This window comes from Micromonospora carbonacea, from assembly GCF_014205165.1.
Taxonomy (GTDB): domain Bacteria; phylum Actinomycetota; class Actinomycetes; order Mycobacteriales; family Micromonosporaceae; genus Micromonospora; species Micromonospora carbonacea.
In genome coordinates, this window is the sequence record NZ_JACHMZ010000001.1 from 5581577 (window position 1) to 5599878 (window position 18302).

The 18302-nt window shown below is 74.7% G+C and carries 16 protein-coding genes; 1 reads left to right on the forward strand and 15 read right to left on the reverse strand.

Annotated elements, in window-relative coordinates:
* Positions 1-108: 108 nt before the first annotated feature.
* The 15 genes from HDA31_RS23310 to HDA31_RS23380 form a co-directional block, all read right to left on the reverse strand.
* On the reverse strand, positions 109-813 hold the full coding sequence (locus HDA31_RS23310; RefSeq protein WP_178063575.1) for a ComF family protein: 705 nt from the start codon (positions 811-813) through the stop codon (positions 109-111).
* Positions 813-2627 (reverse strand): LpqB family beta-propeller domain-containing protein, encoded by a 1815-nt coding sequence (locus HDA31_RS23315; protein ID WP_178063574.1) that lies wholly within the window; start codon positions 2625-2627, stop codon positions 813-815. The genes HDA31_RS23310 and HDA31_RS23315 overlap by 1 nt, the downstream gene beginning before the upstream one ends.
* Entirely contained in the window at positions 2624-4378 is a 1755-nt protein-coding gene (mtrB, locus tag HDA31_RS23320) for an MtrAB system histidine kinase MtrB (protein ID WP_178063573.1), read from the reverse strand. The genes HDA31_RS23315 and mtrB overlap by 4 nt, the downstream gene beginning before the upstream one ends.
* 13 nt (positions 4379-4391) lie before the next feature.
* Positions 4392-5081, reverse strand: a complete 690-nt coding sequence (mtrA, locus tag HDA31_RS23325; RefSeq protein WP_043962066.1) for an MtrAB system response regulator MtrA — start codon at positions 5079-5081, stop codon at positions 4392-4394.
* 85 nt (positions 5082-5166) lie between these two features.
* Positions 5167-6444, reverse strand: coding sequence for an iron uptake transporter deferrochelatase/peroxidase subunit (gene efeB, locus HDA31_RS23330; protein ID WP_074478452.1), 1278 nt, complete (start codon positions 6442-6444; stop codon positions 5167-5169).
* A 46-nt stretch (positions 6445-6490) separates the two neighbouring features.
* On the reverse strand, positions 6491-7624 hold the full coding sequence (gene efeO / locus HDA31_RS23335; RefSeq protein ID WP_178063572.1) for an iron uptake system protein EfeO: 1134 nt from the start codon (positions 7622-7624) through the stop codon (positions 6491-6493).
* A 21-nt stretch (positions 7625-7645) separates the two neighbouring features.
* Entirely contained in the window at positions 7646-8539 is an 894-nt protein-coding gene (gene efeU / locus HDA31_RS23340; RefSeq protein WP_178063571.1) for an iron uptake transporter permease EfeU, read from the reverse strand.
* A 210-nt stretch (positions 8540-8749) separates the two neighbouring features.
* Positions 8750-10249: an adenosylhomocysteinase gene (gene ahcY / locus HDA31_RS23345; protein ID WP_178063570.1), complete on the reverse strand. Its 1500-nt coding sequence runs from the start codon at positions 10247-10249 to the stop codon at positions 8750-8752.
* Between the two features lie 350 nt (positions 10250-10599).
* The gene (gene manA, locus HDA31_RS23350; protein WP_178063569.1) at positions 10600-11778 is read right to left on the reverse strand and encodes a mannose-6-phosphate isomerase, class I; all 1179 of its coding nucleotides are present in this window, start codon (positions 11776-11778) and stop codon (positions 10600-10602) included.
* Between the two features lie 2 nt (positions 11779-11780).
* On the reverse strand, positions 11781-12806 hold the full coding sequence (locus tag HDA31_RS23355) for a cation diffusion facilitator family transporter (protein ID WP_178063568.1): 1026 nt from the start codon (positions 12804-12806) through the stop codon (positions 11781-11783).
* 28 nt (positions 12807-12834) lie between these two features.
* On the reverse strand, positions 12835-14031 hold the full coding sequence (locus HDA31_RS23360; RefSeq protein ID WP_074478441.1) for an SIS domain-containing protein: 1197 nt from the start codon (positions 14029-14031) through the stop codon (positions 12835-12837).
* The gene (locus HDA31_RS23365) at positions 14028-14213 is read right to left on the reverse strand and encodes a Trm112 family protein (RefSeq protein WP_043962058.1); all 186 of its coding nucleotides are present in this window, start codon (positions 14211-14213) and stop codon (positions 14028-14030) included. The genes HDA31_RS23360 and HDA31_RS23365 overlap by 4 nt, the downstream gene beginning before the upstream one ends.
* 62 nt (positions 14214-14275) lie before the next feature.
* Entirely contained in the window at positions 14276-15661 is a 1386-nt protein-coding gene (locus tag HDA31_RS23370) for a phosphomannomutase/phosphoglucomutase (protein WP_178063567.1), read from the reverse strand.
* A gap of 68 nt (positions 15662-15729) precedes the next feature.
* On the reverse strand, positions 15730-16809 hold the full coding sequence (locus tag HDA31_RS23375) for a hypothetical protein (RefSeq protein WP_178063566.1): 1080 nt from the start codon (positions 16807-16809) through the stop codon (positions 15730-15732).
* A 120-nt stretch (positions 16810-16929) separates the two neighbouring features.
* Positions 16930-17616 (reverse strand): endonuclease V, encoded by a 687-nt coding sequence (locus tag HDA31_RS23380; protein ID WP_178063565.1) that lies wholly within the window; start codon positions 17614-17616, stop codon positions 16930-16932.
* A 154-nt stretch (positions 17617-17770) separates the two neighbouring features.
* Between HDA31_RS23380 and HDA31_RS23385 the strand changes: the two genes are divergently transcribed.
* Entirely contained in the window at positions 17771-18289 is a 519-nt protein-coding gene (locus tag HDA31_RS23385) for a hypothetical protein (RefSeq protein ID WP_178063564.1), read from the forward strand.
* Positions 18290-18302 lie beyond the last annotated feature (13 nt).

The window sequence follows — 18302 nt, forward strand, 5'->3', positions numbered from 1 at the left end:
CGACACGAAAACGCTAACCCCTGTTCGCCCGACAGTCACCCCCCAACGCGCAAAGCCTCAGAATTTTCACAGCTCACACACGGTCGGGTGAATCAGAAACACGCTGGGTCACGGAAGGCGGCGTTTCTCGGTGGCGGCGAGGACGGCGGCCACCGTCGGCGACAGGCCGGTCGCGGTGAGCACCCGGGAGGCGGCGGCCAGGGTGACGCCGGTGGTGACGATGTCGTCGAGCAGCACCACCGCCGGGGCCGGCGAGCCGGCCCGGACCCGGGGCGCGGCCACGCCCGGCCGGGCCCGGAACGCCGACTCCGCCGCCCGGGCCCGACCCGCGCTGTCCAGGGTGGCCGAGTCCGGGCGGGGCAGCGCCCGCAGCGGCCGGACCACCCGCGCGGGCCAGCCGGCCCCGGCCAGCCGGGCCGCCGCGTGCCGGGCCAGCCGGCCGAGGTGGTCGCCGTAGCGGGCGCGCGCCGCCGCCGCGGTGTCCGGCACCGGGACCAGCAGCACCGGCCGCGCCGCGCCGACCGCGCCGGCCACCACCTCGGCGAGCAGCCCGCCCAGCGGCCGGGCCAGCCCGTGCCGGCCCCGTTCCTTGTACGCCAGCAGCGCCTCGCGCAGCGCCCCGCCGTAGGGGCCCAGGGCCACGCACGGGGGCAGCCCCGGCGGGGCGGGGGTGGGGCGTACCGGCCGGGGGCGCAGCGCCGCCAGGGTCGCCACGCAGTCGGCGCAGAACCCCTGCCGGGCCGCCCGGCGCTCCCGGCAACCGGCGCACTCCACGGGCAGCACCAGGTCGGTCAGGTCCGCCCAGAGGCGCATCAGTAGAGGAAGAACGGGGCGGTCGGGTTGCCGGCCTGCGCCCCGGCCGCCGGCGGGGTCACGTCCCGCACCTCGTCCCGCTTGATCGTGTCGAACGGGCTGTTGCGGTAGGCCACCCCGTTTGCCTCGTACATCAGGTTGCCGTTGGGGAACGGTGCCACCGCGTTCAGCGGGTACGACGACAGGTGGCTGACCCGCGCGCCGACGTCCCGGCGCAGCGGCGTCTCCAGCGCCCCGTCCACGCTGATGTCGTAGATCGCCGGCCGGCCGGCCGAGCCCGCCAGGTGCAGGGTGTTCTCCCCCGCCCAGTCCACGGCGGACAGGTCGGTCAGCGAGGTGGCCAGCCGGCGGGCCGGGCCCACGGAGACCACGCCGCCGTTGAGGTTGACCGCCGCGACGTAGAGCGCGCCGCCGACGATGACGGCGATGCGGTGCCCGTCCAGCGACGTCGCCACCGCCGTCACCTTGCCCTCGGCGGTCAGCGGGACGGCCCGCAGCTGGGCGCCGGAGTCGAAGCGGTAGAGCGTGCCGTCGGCCACCACCAGGCCCTGCGGCCGGTCGGGGGCCGGCGAGCGCAGCCACACCGGCTGGCCCATCCCGGCGAACGTGCGGGTGCCGCGCTGGACGATCGACACCGGCGCCGCGCCGACGCCGACCACCAGCCGGTGCCGCTTGTCCGCCCCGGCGGTCACCAGCGCGGCGCGGACCTCGTCGTGGGAGCGGCTGAACCCGGCCGAGACGACGCCCTTGTTGACGGCCTCGGTGACCGGAACGGCGTCGACCGGCTCGCCGCCGCCGAAGTCGAGCGGGTGCACCGCGCCGTCGTAGACGCAGAACCGCTGCGGGTTGCCGCCGAGCGGGTACGCCGGCCGGTCCCGCCGCCGCTGGCCGAGGTCGGGCACGGTCACCCGGGTCTGGTTGTGGATCCGCAGTTCGAGCTGGCCGTCCAGCTCCGGCAGCGACCAGGCGAGCTGGTCGACGAACTCCTCCACCCGCCGGTCGTCCGCGTCGACCGGCATGTCGAGGTTGACCTCCCACCGCCCGTCGGCCCCGGTCGCGTTGTTGATCAGCCGGGTGCCGTCGGGCAGCCGGCTCGTGCCTGGCCCCAGCCACTCCGACGGCCCGGCGGTCAGCCACTTGACCACCTCGGTGACCCGCCGCTCGTCGGGCACGGCCAGCGGCAGGTAGCGCTGGTCGGGCACCAGTTGGGTGCGGCCCGTGTTCCAGAAGTAGACGATGTGGGTCTGGTAGTACTGCCGCAGCGCCTGGTCGCTGAGCAGCAGCACGTTCGGCGGCGGGTCGGCGACGTACCAGCCGGTGTCGGGCTTGTCCTCCTGGGCGGCGGCGCGCAGCTCGAAGCGGTATTCCGTCTCGGTGGCCACCGGCGGCATGAGGGTGCCGTCGGCGCGCAGCAGGCCGATCTGCTGCACCCGCAGCGTGACCCGGGTGCCGTCGGTGCTGTCGGTGATGACGGGTGTCTCGCGCAGCCGGACCACCGTGAGGGCCACCTCGCTGGGCTGCTTCTCCTGGATCCGGCTGCGCCCCTCGGGGGCGACGAACTGCTTGACCCGGTAGTAGGCGCGGTCCGCCTCGCCGGCCGCGGCGGAGAGGAAGTTGGTGACGAAGGCCGCGCGGTCGGTGCCGCTGGCGAGCCGGTTCGGCGGCTCGTCCCGGCGGAAGCTCGACGAGCCGGACTTGGCGGCGGTGACCTGCCCGTCCACCCTCACCTCGGACCGCTCGGGGATGCCGCAGCCGGTCGCCCCGGCGAGCAGGAGCGCCCCGGCGAGCAGCCCGGCGAGCCGGCGGCGCGTCACGACCCGACCTCCGCCCGGTCCTCGGCCCCCGCCGCCGGCCCGATGGCCAGGGCGCCGCCGGGGCCGGGGCCGATGGCGAGCAGCCCGCCGGCCCGGGGGCCGCCGAAGGGCAGGGTCGCGTCGGCGGGCACCAGTCGCAGCGGCGACGTGGTCAGCCGGTCGCCGGCCCGGGCCGGCAGGGTGAGCCGGAACTGGGCGCCCTGCCCGGGCGCGCCCCACGCCTCCAGCCAGCCGCCGTGCAGCCGGGCGTCCTCCAGGCTGATGGACAGGCCGAGGCCGGTGCCGCCGGTCTGCCGGGCCCGGGACGGGTCGGCCCGCCAGAACCGGTTGAAGACCAGCTTCTCCTCGCCCGGCTTGAGGCCGACCCCGTGGTCGCGGACGGTGACCGCGACGGCCGCCCGGTCGTGGCCGAGGGTGATCCGGACGGGCTTGCCCTCGCCGTGCTCGACGGCGTTGCCGACCAGGTTGCGCAGCACCCGCTCGACGCGGCGCGGGTCGACCTCGGCGATCACCGGGGCGTCCGGCAGGTCGAGGTCGATGGTCACGCCGACCCGCTCGGCCAGCCCGGCCAGCCGGTCGGCGACCCGGTGCACGACCGGGACCAGGTCGGTCGGCTCGGCGTCGAGCATGGCGAACCCGGCGTCGAACCGGCTGATCTCCAGCAGGTCGGTGAGCAGCTCCTCGAAGCGGTCCAGCTCGGCCTGGAGCAGCTCGGCGCTGCGGGCCACGGCCGGCTCGAACTCGTCGCGCTCGGCGAAGATCAGGTCGGCGGCCATCCGGACGGTGGTCAGCGGGGTGCGCAGCTCGTGCGAGACGTCGGAGGTGAACCGGCGCTGCAACCGGGACATCTCCTCCAGCCGCAGGATCTGCCGTTGCAGGTTGGTCGCCATCTGGTTGAACGAGGCGGCCAGCAGCGCCAGGTCGTCCTCGCCGTTGACCACCATCCGCTGGTCGAGCAGGCCGGCGGAGAGCCGCTGCGCGGTGCGGGCGGCCACCCGCACGGGCGTCACCACCAGCCGGGTCACCAGGGCGGCGAGCAGGCCGAGCAGCAGCACCAGGGCCGCCCCGGTGGCCACCACGGTGGCCCGGGCGTCGGTCGCCGTGGCGTCCTGCCGGGTCAGCGGGACGAGGTAGTAGAGCTCCACCTGGCCGAACCGGGTCGGCACCGGGGAGCCGTACACCAGGTATTTCGTGGTGTCGCCGGTGAGCCGGCCGGTGCGGATCTGGCTGGCGATGTTGCCGTCGGCGACGGTGGCCCGCAGCTCCCGGCTGATCAGCGGGCGGACGTCGACGTCGGGCGAGAAGCGCGGCTCGATGATCCCGGTGTAGTTGTCGGCGGTGATCGCCACCACCACCCCGCTGGTCTGCTGCGGGTCACCGCCGGCCAGGTAGTTGACCGTGCCGTCGATGGTGTCCTGGAGCTGGGCCTCCTGCGCCTGGCTGAACAGGCTGAACTGCTTGGCCGCGTAGTCGCTGCCGCTGCTGAGCCGCAGCCGGACGTCGGTCTCGGCGTTCTCCAGCAGGATGTTGGTGATCTTGTCGGCGATGAGGTAGGCGAACCCGCCCACGAGCAGGCTGGAGGTGACCAGTGTGATGGTCACCACCCGGAGCTGGAGCGAGCGACGCCACGTCTGGTGCAGGCCCGCCAGCAGCCGGGCCACCCGCCCGGACAACACGCGCCACAGCTCCCGCGCGGCGGGTGGCCGGCGGGTGACGGTGGGTGCGGGACCGGGAGGCGGGGAGGTGGTCACAGTGCGACCAAGGCTATCCCGTGCCCGCCTTGTAGCCCACGCCCCGCACCGTCAGGATGATTTCCGGCCGCTCCGGATCCGGCTCGATCTTGGCCCGCAGCCGCTGCACGTGCACGTTGACCAGCCGGGTGTCGGCGGCGTGCCGGTAGCCCCAGACCTGCTCCAGCAGCACCTCGCGGGTGAACACCTGGCGCGGCTTGCGGGCGAGCGCGACCAGCAGGTCGAACTCCAGCGGCGTGAGCTTCACCTCCTCGCCGTTGCGGCTCACCGTGTGCGCCGGCACGTCGATGCTGATCTGGTTGCCGGGCGGGCCGATGGTCAGCAGCTCGGGGGCCACGTCCTCGCCCCGGCGCAGCCGGGCCCGCATCCGGGCCACCAGCTCCTTGGGCTTGAACGGCTTGACCACGTAGTCGTCCGCGCCGGACTCCAGGCCGAGCACCACGTCCACCGTGTCGCTCTTGGCCGTCAGCATCACGATCGGCACACCCGACTCGCCCCGGATCGCCCGGGCCACATCGATGCCGCTCATGCCGGGCAGCATCAGATCGAGCAGGACGATGTCGGGCCGGTTCTCCCGGAACGCGGCCAGCGCCCGTTCCCCGTCGGCGACGAACGAGGGCAGGAAACCCTCGCTGCGCAGGACGATGCCGAGCATCTCGGCGAGCGCGGGGTCGTCGTCGACCACCAGTACCCGGGCTCTCATGGGATCTATACTTCCATCCCCGCTCCGGTCGGTGGGAGCGGCACCGTCCGGGGAGTTGCCGGCGGGCCGCCGACGGGCCGCCCGATCAGCCGAACAGCGCCCGCCCCCAGTGGTCGCCGCCGTCGCGGACGCCGGGCGGGCAGGCGAAGATGCCGCTGGAGACGTGCCGCAGATACTCGTTCATCGCGTCGTTGCGGGCCAGCCGGGTCTGGATGGGGACGAACTGCTTGCGCGGGTCGCGCTGGTAGGCGATGAAGAACAGCCCGGCGTCGAGCCGGCCCAGCCCGTCGGAGCCGTCGACGAAGTTGTAGCCCCGCCGCAGCAGCCGCGCCCCGTCGTTGGCGTCGGGGTGGGCCAGCCGCACGTGCGAGGTCTCGGCGATCACCGGCTGGCCGTCGTCGCCCTTCGCGGCGAAGTCGGGCTCGTCGAACTCGTCGCCCCTGCCCAGCGGCGCGCCGCTGCCCTTGGCCCGGCCGACGATCTGCTCCTGCTCGACGAGCGAGCTGCGGTCCCAGGTCTCGACGAGCATCCGGATCTTCCGGGTGACCAGGTACGACCCGCCGGTCATCCAGTCCGGGCCGTCGCCGGGCTGCACCCACAGGTGCTCGCGCAGCAGCCCGCCGTCCTCGGCCTTGAGGTTGGCCGTGCCGTCCTTGAAGCCGAACAGGTTGCGCGGGGTCGCCTGCCCGGTCGAGGTCGACGAGGTGCGCCCGAACCCGAGCTGCGACCAGCGGACGCTGACCACGCCCATGCCGATGCGGGCCAGGTTGCGGATGGCGTGCACCGCCACCTGGGGGTCGTTGGCGCACGCCTGCACGCAGAGGTCGCCGCCGGAGATCTCGGGCCGCAGCGCGTCCCCGGCGAAGTGCGGCAGGTCGACCAGCGCGGCGGGCCGGCGGTCGGCGAGGCCGAACCGGTCCCGCCCCCGGGCGTCGCGGAACAGCGTCGGCCCGAAGCCGACGGTGAGGGTGAGCTGGGACGGGGGCAGGCCGAGCGCCTCGCCGGTGTCGTCCGGCGGGGCCTCCGGCACGCCGCCGACCGCGCCGATCACCCCGGCGTCCTTCCCGGCGGTCATCCGGGCGGCGGCGGCCGTCCACTCACCGAGCAGCTCGACCAGGCGGGCCCGGTCCTTGGTGACCACGTCGAAGGCGACGAAGTGCAGCCGGTCCTGGGCCGGGGTGGTGATGCCGGCCTGGTGCTCGCCGTGGAAGGGCACCGCGCCGGCCGCCGCGCCCTGGTCGGCCGAGGCGTGCTCGGCCCCGCCGCGGACCAGCGCGCCGGCCCCGGCGGCGACGCCCGCCACCCCGGCGACCCCCGCGCCGGCGAGCGTGATCGCCCGCCGCCGGGACAACTTCGCGCTCATGCGACCACCCTCTCCTGCTCGTCGGCGCGTCCGCCGGGGCCGTACGTCACCGGGCGACGACCGCGGCGACCTTGCTGATCGGCTCGGCCAGCGCGTTGATGCTGTCGGACAGCTCCTTCAGCTCGGCCTTGCTCAGCGCGGTGTGCAGCTTCCAGCCGTCGCCGTCGCGGTGCTTGCCGAGCGCCGTCTCCACGTTGGCGAACTCGGTGTCGAGCTGGGCGACCAGGTCGGGGGCGCGCTGCTCCAGGGCCGGGCGCAGCGCCGCGATGGCGGCCTTCGAGCCCTCCAGGTTGGCGTTGAAGTCCCACAGGTCGGTGTGCGAGTACCGCTCCTCCTCGCCGGTGATCTTGCCGCTGGCGACCTCGTCGAGCAGCGCCTTCGCGCCGTTGGCGAGCTGGAGCGGGGTGAGCTTCTCGGCGTTGGCCCTGGCGACGATCTCCTTGACGTCGGCGAGCAGCCGGTCGGCGATCGGGCCGTCGGAGCTGATGTCGCCGGTGGTCCAGAGGTCCTTCTCGATCCGGTGGAAGCCGGTGAACTCCATGCCCTCCTCGACGACCTCCTCGCGGCCGTCGATCTTCGGGTCGAGGTCGCCGAAGCTCTCCGCCACCGGCTCGATCCGCTCCCAGTAGGTGCGGGCCACCGGATAGAGCGCCTTGGCCTTCGCCACGTCGCCGGCCTTGACGGCGGCGACGAACTCCTCGGTCTTCGTCAGCAACGCGGCGGTCTGGCTGGTCACGTACCGCTGGTAGCTCGCGGTGGCCTCGGCCAGCGCGGCGTCGGGGGCGACGGTCGCGGCGGTGCCGCTGACCTTCAGCGCCCCCCGGATCCCCTTGCCGCTCATCCCGGGCTTGCAGGCCGTCTCGTACGTCCCGGCGGGCAGCTCCACGCGCAGCTCGCGCTTGAGCCCGGGGGCGATGTTCTCGACCTCGCCCATCACCCGGTCCCCGGCGGCGTAGACGTAGAACTCGGTCACCTTCGCGCCGGAGTTCGTCACCTCGAAGACGGTCTGGCCGGCGGCCAGCTCGGTCCGGCCGACCTCGCAGGCGGTGTCGCTCGCCTTGACGGCGATCGGGCCGCCGTCGGCCGTGCCGGCGTCCTTCTCCTGCCCGCCGCAGGCGGCGAGGCCGGTGGTGGCGAGCGCGCCGGCGGCGGCGAGCACCAGGAAGCGGGTGGTACGCATCGGGGTTTCTCCTCGGGATGGTCAGGCGCGCGGCGACGCGGACGCCGTTCCGGTGGGCTCGGTGACGCCGGCGGCAGCCGCCGACGGGGCGGGCGCGGGCGCGCCGGTGGGCGGGGCGGGGCGGCGCAGGAAGAGCGCCAGCACCGGCACCGCGTACGCGACCCAGGCCACGGTCTCCAACACGCTCGGCGCGGGGGTGACGTTGAACATCCCGGCGAGCAGGGCCGCGTACCAGGTGCTCGGGTCGAGCGTCGCGCTGATGTCGAAGGCCAGGTCGTTGAGGCCCGGCAGGACGCCGGCCTCCTGGAAGTCGTGCACGCCGTACTTGAGGATGCCGGCGGCGACCAGGATCAGCAGCGCGCCGGTCCAGGTGAAGAACACCGACAGGTTGATCCGCAGGGCGCTGAAGTAGAGGCCCACGCCGATCGCCACGGCGCTGGCGATGCCGGCGAGCAGGGCCAACAGCGGCCCGCTGTCGCCGGCCGCGCCCTGGGCCGCGGAGTAGAAGATGAGCGCGGTCTCCAGCCCCTCGCGGACCACCGCGAGGAAGGCCATCCCGGCGACCGCGAGCGAGCCGACCGCGAGCGCCTCGGTGAGCCGGCCGCGCAGCTCGCCGGCCATCGTGCGGGCCGCCCGGCGCATCCAGAAGATCATCCAGGTGACGAAGACGACGGCCGCCACCGAGGTGACCGCCTCGAACAGCTCCCGGTCCTCGGAGCGGGCCAGCAGCGAGGTCGAGGTGTACTCGATCAGCCAGCCGACGAGCACCGACAGCGCCACCGCGAGCCCGACGCCGCCCCACACCTGCGGCAGCCGGTCCCGGCGCTGCGACTTGACGAGGAAGGCGACCAGGATGCTGACCACGAGGGTCGCTTCCAGGCCCTCGCGCAGGCCGATCAGGTAGGTGGCGAACATCGGTGCTCCGTGATCGATCAGGTTGCCTCGGTTAACTTAGGGCAGCCATACCTTCCTCCCGCCGGCCCGGCCCCGTCAAGTTGTTCTTCGCCACGTCACCCGCCCGGCCCCGCCCGCCCCGGGATCGCCGCCGGCCCCCGCCGCACGCCCCCACACGCGAAGGGACCGGGCCCGCCGCCGTGCGGCCGACCCGGTCCCTGTCGTGCTGGCTCAGTACCGGTAGTGCTCCGGCTTGAACGGGCCCTCCGGGGAGACGCCCAGGTAGGCCGCCTGCTCCTTGGTCAGCGTGCTCAGCTTCGCGCCGAGCGCGGCCAGGTGCAGCCGGGCGACCTTCTCGTCGAGGTGCTTCGGCAGCACGTAGACGCCGGTCGGGTATTCGTCGGTCTTGGTGAACAGCTCGATCTGGGCGATCGTCTGGTTGGCGAACGAGTTCGACATCACGAAGCTCGGGTGGCCGGTGGCGTTGCCGAGGTTCAGCAGGCGGCCCTCGGAGAGCACGATGATCGCGTGCCCGTCGGCGAACTTCCAGAGGTCGACCTGCGGCTTGATGTTGACCCGCTCGACGTCGGAGCGCTTGGCCAGCCCGGCCATGTCGATCTCGTTGTCGAAGTGGCCAATGTTGCCGACGATGGCCTGGTGCTTCATCCGGGCCATGTGCTCGTTGGTGATGACGTCGAAGCAGCCGGTGGCGGTGATGAAGATGTCGGCCTGCTCGACGACGTCGTCCAGGGTGGAGACCTGGTAGCCGTCCATCGCCGCCTGGAGGGCGCAGATCGGGTCGACCTCGGTCACCACGACCCGCGCGCCCTGGCCGCGCAGCGACTCGGCGCAGCCCTTGCCCACGTCGCCGTAGCCGAGGACGACGGCCATCTTGCCGCCGATCAGCACGTCGGTGGCCCGGTTGATGCCGTCGATCAGCGAGTGACGGCAGCCGTACTTGTTGTCGAACTTGCTCTTGGTCACCGAGTCGTTGACGTTGATGGCCGGGAAGAGCAGCGTGCCGGCGCGGTGCATCTCGTAGAGCCGGTGCACGCCGGTGGTGGTCTCCTCGGTCACGCCCTTGATGCCGGCGGCGATCCGGGTCCACCGCTGCCCGTCCTCGCCGAGCGACCGGTGCAGCACCTCCAGGATGACCGCGTACTCCTCGGAGTCGGCCGACTCCACCGGCGGCACGGCGCCGGCCTTCTCGAACTCGACGCCCTTGTGGACGAGCAGGGTCGCGTCGCCGCCGTCGTCGAGGATCATGTTGGGGCCCTGGCCGTCGGGCCAGTCGAGGACCCGCTCGGTGCACCACCAGTATTCCTGGAGGCTCTCGCCCTTCCAGGCGTAGACCGGAACGCCGGCCGGCGCGTCGGGGGTGCCGTCGGGGCCGACGACGATCGCGGCGGCGGCGTGGTCCTGGGTGGAGAAGATGTTGCACGACGCCCAGCGGACCTGCGCGCCGAGCGCGACCAGGGTCTCGATCAGCACGGCGGTCTGGATCGTCATGTGCAGGGAGCCGGTGATCCGCGCCCCGGCGAGGGGCTGCGCCTGCGCGAACTCGCGGCGGATCGCCATCAGGCCCGGCATCTCGTGCTCGGCGAGCTGGATCTCCTTGCGCCCGAACTCGGCGAGCGACAGATCCGCCACCTTGTAGTCGCCCTCGGCGAGGGTGCTCGGCCGGGCCTCGGACGGCGTGCCGGGTTGGGCCGCCGGGAGGGTGCTGGTCATGGAAGCTCCTGTCGAACGAACGAAGTGCTGCGCGACCCTCCACCTTACGCGCGGAGACGGACAGCGCACGGGGCGGTCGGTCGCGAGCGGACTGTCCGCCCACGGTCCGGCCGCCCCGTGCATCCCCCCGGTTTGGTTCCCCGCGCGCCACCGGACCTTCGTCGCGGTGACGCTGCGCACTTAGAAAGTTACACCGAGCCAGCACGCCGTCAAGCTATTTCGGGAATTCCCGATTTGTGTCGGCCGGCTCCGCCCGCCCGGTCCCCACCCACCGGCCACCTCGGCCGCCCCGCACGGGCAGGTCGAACGAGCGGAAAACACGCCGGTCCAAGCGGAACCCAAGCCCGGCTTTAGCCGGACCCGAGGGCGCCCCGGTCCAACCCGCTGGTCGCCACGTACGCCTCGCCCTCGCCGTCGAGGACGAGCGGGCCCGCGTCGGCGGGACCGACCGCGGCCTGCCCCGGCGCGAGGGCCACCGCACCCGTCCCGTCGTCGGCCAGGACCTTCCCGGCGCGGCAGAACACCACGCGGGGCCCCGGCACCGCGAGCCGCACCGGCGCGCCGGCCAGCACCGCCCGGTGCAGCGCGAAGTCGTCGACCGGCACCGGCCAGCGCACCACCTGGGGCGCCACCTGCTCCGGGGCCACCAGCGGGTCGTCGAGCACCTCGAAGCGCAACACCCGCAGCAGCTCGTCGACGTCCACCCGCTTCGGGGTCAGGCCGCCCCGCAGCACGTTGTCGCTGGCCGCCATGATCTCCACACCGGTGCCCCGCAGGTAGGCGTGCAGGTTGCCGGCCGGCATCCAGATCGCCTCCCCCGGCGCGAGCCGCACGTGGTGCAGCAGCAGCGCCACCAGCACCCCCGGGTCGCCCGGATACCGGGTGGCCAGGGCCCGCGCCAGCGCCGCGTCCGGCCCGGCGGCCTCCGCCGCCAGCACGGCCCCCACCAGCCCCGCCCGCTCGGCCTCCGGCCAGCTCAGCAGCAGCCGGACGGCCTCCCGCAGCCCCGCCGTGCCCTCGCGCAGCGCCGCCACCACCGGTTCCAGCGCCCGTACGCCGAACGCGGCCAGCGCCGCCGCCGACACCGCCGGGTCGCGGAAGCCGCACAGCGCCGCGAACGGCGTGAGCGCGACCAGCAGCTCGGGCTTGTGGTGCGGGTCGGCGTAGTTGCGCTCCCCCGCCGGCCGCGCCGCGTCGGCCGCGTACCCGGCGCGGGCCTGCTCCGCGTCGGGGTGCGCCTGCAGGCTCAGCGGGGCGTCGGCGGCGAGCACCTTGAGCAGGAACGGCAGCCGGGGGCCGAACCGCCGCACCGACCGCTCGCCGAGCCAGCGCCCCGGCTCGGCGGCCAGCACGTCGAGCAGGCTCACCGGCTCGCCGTCGCGCTGCACGCTGGCCGGCGCGCCCGGGTGGGCGCCCAGCCACAGCTCCGCCTCCGGCCCGGGGCTGGGCACGGGCCGCCCCTGCAACCCGGCGATCGCCGAGCGCGAACCCCAGGCGTAGTCCCGGATCGGACCGTGCAGCGGCTCCATGGTCAGCCCCCGGCGGGCGATTCGTCCGCGCCGGCCACCGCCGCCTGCGGCGCGACGGCCTCCGGCGTGGCGACGGCGGTCTGCGCGGCGGCGCCGGTGCCGGCCCGCTGCGCGGTGGCGGACCAGATGTCCGGCTCCAGGTAGATCACCCGGGCGACCGGGACGGCCGCGCGGATCCGCGCCTCGACGGCGTTGATCCCCCGGGCCAGCTCCTCGGCGCTCTCGCACGCCGGCACCGCGATCTTCGCGGCCACCAGCAGCTCCTCCGGGCCCAGGTAGAGCGTCTTCATGTGGATGATCCGCTCCACCTCCGGGCCGTCGGTGACGGCCCGTTCGATGGTCGCCACGTCGGTCGGCTCCGCGCCCTCGCCGAGCAGCAGGCTCTTGGTCTCGATCGCCAGGGTGACGGCGATGACCACCAGCAGGACGCCGATCATCGCCGTGCCGGCCGCGTCCCACATGCCGTTGCCGGTGATCAGGGTCATCCCGACGCCGAACAGGGCGAAGACCAGACCGACCAGCGCGCCGAAGTCCTCCAGCAGCACCACCGGCAGCTCGGGGGCCTTGGACCGGCGGATGAACCGCACCCAGGACTGGTTGCCCCGGATGAGGTTGGACTCCACGATCGCCGTGCGGAAGGAGAAGCTCTCCATCACGATCGCCGCCACCAGCACGACGACCGGCACCCAGTGCCAGCTCTCGATCGGGTGCGGGTCGGCGGCCTTGTGCCACGCCTCGTAGAGCGCGAACAGGCCGCCGACGCTGAACAGCACGATGGCCACGATGAACGCGTAGACGTAGCGCTCCCGGCCGTACCCGAACGGATGCTGCGGGGTGGCCTCGCGCTTGGCCCGCCGGCCGCCGAGCAGCAGCAGGCCCTGGTTGCCCGAGTCGGCCACCGAGTGGATCGACTCGGCGAGCATCGACGAGGAGCCCGTCAACAGGAACGCGATGAACTTCGTGACCGCGATGCCGACGTTGGCCAGCAGGGCCGCGACGATCGCCCTCGTACCGCCGTTGGCGCTCACACCGCTCCCCGTTCGATGCCGCACGTGCTCACTGGTTTGCCAGCTCCTTCATCTCGGTGATGGCCGGAACCGCCATCGGGTCCAGCCCGTGTGCCAGGGCGAGGTAGACGGAGGCGAAGTCGGGCACCGCCACCAGCGAGGCGAGCCGCTCCAGCGCGGAGCCGCCCTCGGCCGTCACCACGTCGCAGCGGACCCCGCGCCGCTCGGCGAGCGTCTGCACGGCGTCGGCCCGCCGCTCCTCGACCGCCAGCGGCTCGTCGGCGTCGTCCTCGGCGTTGAGCCCGCCGTCGCGCAGCAGCACCAGCCGCAGCCGGGTGCCGCCGTCGGCGGACTCGCCCGGGTCGGCGAAGATGTCCCGCTCCCCCTCGGCCAGCCCGCCGAACACGCCGTCGAGCAGGCCGACGCGGCCCCGCCCGGCCTCGCCGAGCGCCCCGCTGACCACCGGGTAGCGGGCGTTGGCCGACAGGGTGTCGCCGAACCGGCGGGCCGCGACGGTCGCCAGCGGCGACGAGCCCCAGACGATCGGCACCGAGCCGGCCAGCCCCAGGGCCAGCGACTTCGCCGGGTTGACGAAGGACTCGGCCGTGGAGCGGCAGCGGTCGGCGTCGGCGTCGAGCCGCGCCGCCGTCTCCGCGAGATCCGCCTCGTTGACCTTCACGAGCCCGAGCGTACGGGCGGCGAGCAGAACCGGCACGGTGAGCGCCCACAGGCTGGCCCGGGCCGGGGCGCGGCGGGGCACCGGGATGAACGGCGCGCGGGCCCGCTCGGCCACCGACTGCAACTGCGAGTCGGGCGCGCCGACGGCGACCAGGCGGGCCCCCCGGCGGTGGGCGGCCTCGGCCGCGCCGAGCGCCTCCGGGCTGCGGCCGGAGGCGCTGACCGCGATCACCACGTCGGCCGCGCCCACCCAGCCGGGCACACCGGCGCTGCGGTGCGGGATGACCGGCACCGGGCAGCGCGGCCCGGCGACCGTGGCCAGCACGTCCCCGGTACGCCCGGCGGTGCCGATGCCGGCGATGACGACCGCCCGGGGGCGGCCCTCGTCGGCGAGCACGGTGAGGTTGGCCTCCGCCGCCAGGGCGGCGGACTCCCGCACCTGCGCCCCGGCCGAGGCCATGAACCGCAGCATGCCGCCCGGGTCGTGCTCGGCGAGGGCGTCCGGGTTGTCGAGCAGGGCCTCGTCGGCGTGCCGGTGCCCGCTGACCCCGGCCGTCCCCTCCATCACGACTGCTGCGCGGGTCCGCCGCGCGCCTCGTCGAGCAGCAGCACCGGCACGTCGTCGCGCACCTCGAAGATCCGCCCGCACTCGGTGCAGGTCAGCGTCTGCGCCCCCGCGTCGTAGTCGAGCGGGGCGTGGTGTGTGTCCGGACAGGCGAGGATCTCGAGCAACTGCGGGTCCAGGGCCACGGTGCGGCTCCTTCCACGGGTGCGTAGGCGGCGGTCGGCGGTGCCGGCCGGCGCAGGGGATCTTATCGGCGAACCCGGTCGAGCACCTCGTCGCGGAGGGAGATCATCCGTTCCTCGGTCGGTGCCTCGACGTTCAGCCGCAGCAGCGGCTCGGTGTTGCTGGCGCGCAGATTGAACCAGGCGCCGTCGGGGAAGCTCAGGGTCAGCCCGTCCAGCTCGTCGACCGCCGCCTCCGGGTACGCGGCCCGCACCTGGGCGATGCTCTCCGCCTGGTCGGCCACCGTGGAGTTGATCTCGCCCGAGGCGACGTAGCGCTCGTACTCGCGGGCCAGCTCGGACAGGGGCAGGGCCTGGCCGCCGAGCGCCGCGAGCGCGTGCATGGCGGCCAGCATGCCGGTGTCGGCGAACCAGAACTCGCGGAAGTAGTAGTGGGCGGAGTGCTCACCGCCGAAGACGGCGTTGGTGCGGGCCATCTCGGCCTTGATGAACGAGTGGCCGACCCGGGTCACCACCGGCTCGCCGCCGTGCTCGCGGATGATCTCCGGCACGGCGCGCGAGGTGATCGGGTTGTGGATCACCGTGGAGCCGGGGTGCTTGGCCAGCTCGCGGACCGCCACCAGGGCGGTGATCGCCGACGGGGAGACCGGCTCGCCGCGCTCGTCGACCACGAAGCAGCGGTCGGCGTCGCCGTCGAACGCCAGGCCCAGGTCGGCGTCGTGCGCGCGGACGGCCCGCTGGAGGTCGACCAGGTTGGCCGGGTCCAGCGGGTTGGCCTCGTGGTTGGGGAAGGTGCCGTCGAGCTCGAAGTAGAGCGGCACGATCTCCAGCGGCAGCGCGGGCAGCACGGCGTCGCCGAGGACGCTGGGCACCGTCCAGCCGCCCATCCCGTTGCCCGCGTCGACCACGACCTTCAGCGGCCGGATGCCGGACAGGTCGACCAGCTTGCGCAGGTGGGCCGCGTATTCCGGGCGCAGGTCGCGCCGCTGCGTCGGCCGGGTCGGCACGCCGGCCGGCCGGGCGGCCCCGGAGTCGAGCAGGGCCTGCGCCCGGTCCCGGATCTCGGCCAGCCCGCTGTCCTGGCCGATCGGGCGGGCGCCGGCCCGGCACATCTTGATCCCGTTGTACTGCGCCGGGTTGTGGCTGGCGGTGAACATCGCCCCGGGCAGCCCGAGGGTGCCGGAGGCGTAGTAGAGCATGTCGGTGGAGGCCAGCCCCAGCTCGATCACCGAGCGCCCCTCGGCCCGGACGCCCGCGGCGAACGCCTCCGCCAGGCCCGGCCCGCTGGCCCGCATGTCGTGCGCGATCACCACGGCGTCGCCTGGCTCGCCGGCGGCGGCGAGCACCTGCCCGAAGGCGGCCCCGAGCGCCTCGGCGACGCGTTCGTCCCATTGGTCCGGCACCGTCCCACGGACGTCGTACGCCTTCACGATCCGGGACAGATCAGACACGCGCTTCGCTCCTTCGCCGCAGGTCGCCAACGGCCTGAGCGTATCGGAGCACCGGGGGGCGGCCGGCCTCAGCCGGGCAGGCGCGGCATGATCGTCGTCGCGTCGCCCCCACCGGCGGGCGCGGGCGGCTCGCCCGGCCCCGCCGCGTCGCCCCCGGCGGGTGGCGGCGCGCCGCCGTAGACCCCGCCGGTGGGCGGCGGCGCGGCCGGCGAGCCGTAGACCCCGCCGGACGGCGGCGCGGCCGGTCGGCCGTACACCCCGGGGGCCGGTGGCGTCCGGCCCGGCGCGGGCGTCGCGGGCGTCGCCGAGCGGTAGGTGGTGCCGCCGGGGTTGCGCGGCAACGGGACGCCGGGGAGGGCGTCGGCGTCGTCGGCCGGCTCCCGGTCGGCCCGCGACCGGCGCACCAGCAGCACGATCAGGCCGACGCCCAGCACGACAAGGCCGACGCCGAAGAGCATGATCCAGGACAGCCCGCCGGAGCCCTCCTCGGCCGCGGCCACGGTGCCGGCCCCGCCGGCCTCGGCGGCGACGGCGGCCAGGGTCGGCTCCCCGGCCGTCGGGGCGTCGGTCGTGGGCTCCGCCGTCGGGCTCGGGCTGGGGCTCGGCGACCGCGACGGGCTGCGGCTCGGGGTGGGCGACGGCGTCGCCGCCTGCGGCCCGACCACCCGGGACGCGACGGCCCCCCGGCCGATGGCCCGGCCCCGCCCGTCGACCGCCTCGCCGACCACCGTGAGCCGGCCGCCCGGCGCCCCCGCCGCGAACGTCAGCCGGTAGCGCATCGTGACGCCCTTGCCCTTGCACAGGGTCGGGTTCGTCGGGGCGGACCGGCCTGTGGTGACCGCTCCCCCGCCGCCAGAGACCGGCACCGGGACCCAACGGCCCCCGAGGCTCACCTGCGCGGTGACCTGGTTGGCGGCGAGACCGGCGAGGCTCAGGCCCAGCCCGGTGCGCAGCACCACGCAGCCCTCGGTGCGCTTGCGCACCTCGACGTTGACCGCGCCGGGCGAGCCGCCCGGCCGGAAGCTGTCGGTGGCGCGTACCCGCACCGAGTCGCCCTCGGCCAGGGCCGGCGACGCCCCGGCGGCCACCAGGCCGCCCAGCATCACGCAGACCGCCGCGAGCCGCGTCGCGTGCCGACGTAGCGCCATGATCACCGCCGTTTCTCCCGTCCGGGTCCGCGGGCCAGGTTACTACCGGCCGCCGATCGCGGCTCGACGCGGAAAGGAGGGGCCCCTTGTTAACGCCTGCGGTAGAGAAGGGTCCCCTTCTCACCCGCCGCTGCGGCCCGCGAGCGCGGCGCGGCAGAGCCGGTCGGCGGCGCGGGTGGTCTCGGGCAGCCGGTAACGCGGCGTCAGCGCGAGCACCCGGGCGCACGCGTTCTCCAGCCCCATCCGGTGCCCGACGCTGACGAAGACCGGCTTCACGCCGTCCCGGGTGCGCAGCACGCGGCCCACCACCTCCCCGCCGTCGCACAGCGGGGACCAGGCGCCACGCGCGGCGCCCGGCGGCTCCCAGCGGCCCACCAGCGGCGTCTTGCCGACGCCGATCGCCGGCAGGCCGGTCACCACGCCCAGGTGGCAGGCGAGCCCGAACCGGCGCGGGTGGGCCAGCCCGTGCCCGTCGCAGACCAGCAGCTCCGGGCGGACGGTCAGCAGGCCCAACGCCGCCAGCAGGGCGGGCAGCTCCCGGAAGGCGAACAGCCGGGGGACGTACGGGAAGGCGGGCCGGCCCACGCTCACCGCCTGGTCCACCACGGCCAGCGTCCGGGCGTCCAGCACGGTGACGGCCGCCGCGAGCCGGTCGCCGCACTCGGCGTACGCGACGTCGAGCCCCGCCACGGTCGCGGGCGCGGCGGGCCCCGGCGCGGTCAGGTCCACCAGCGGCCGCAGCCGGTCCTGCACGGCGAGCGCCTCGGCCTCGGTCCGGGGCGGCGGGGCGGCGACCGGGGTGTCCACCCGGTGATCGTAGGCGGCGGCCTACGGCCCTCGGCCCGGCGTGCCGACCGGCCGCCGCGCGACACACCCGTCCGGTCCAGCCCGTCCTTTCGCACACCTGTCGGGTAATTTCTTCTGGTCCGACAACCGGTCACCGACAGGAGAAGCTCCGCGCATGGGCAAGAAGACGATCCACGTCTCCGACTTCAGCGGCACCGTTCTGCAGCCGGACGACGAGGTGGTCCGCGTCGTGGTGCTGGAGCACCCCGACCTGGTCGCGGGGCCCGTGCAGCTGGACGCCACCGCGACCGAGGTGGAGAGCATCGACGACGCGGCCCTGGACGTCGCGGTGGTCGAGGTCCACGACCGGCACGGCGGCGGCGAGCCCCGCCGGGTGGTGCTGACGGCCAGCGAGTTCGACGCGATGGCCACCGACGTGCCGATGGCCCAGTTGCTGAAGACCGCCGAGCGGGTGCGGCCCCCGAAGGCCCGCAAGGGCGCCGAGAAGGTCGACTACGGCACCATCGAGCACGCCGGCAAGCCGCACCGGGGGCGGGTCACCGAGGAGGAGGCCCGGCTGGTCCGGGAGCAGCTCGACGAGGTGAACAAGCGGCTCGCCGACGCCGGCATCCGGCAGGTCGACCCGGCCGACCCGGAGCACGCGGCCCGCTACGGGTTCCCCGCCGCCGACTGACCGCCGTCCCGAC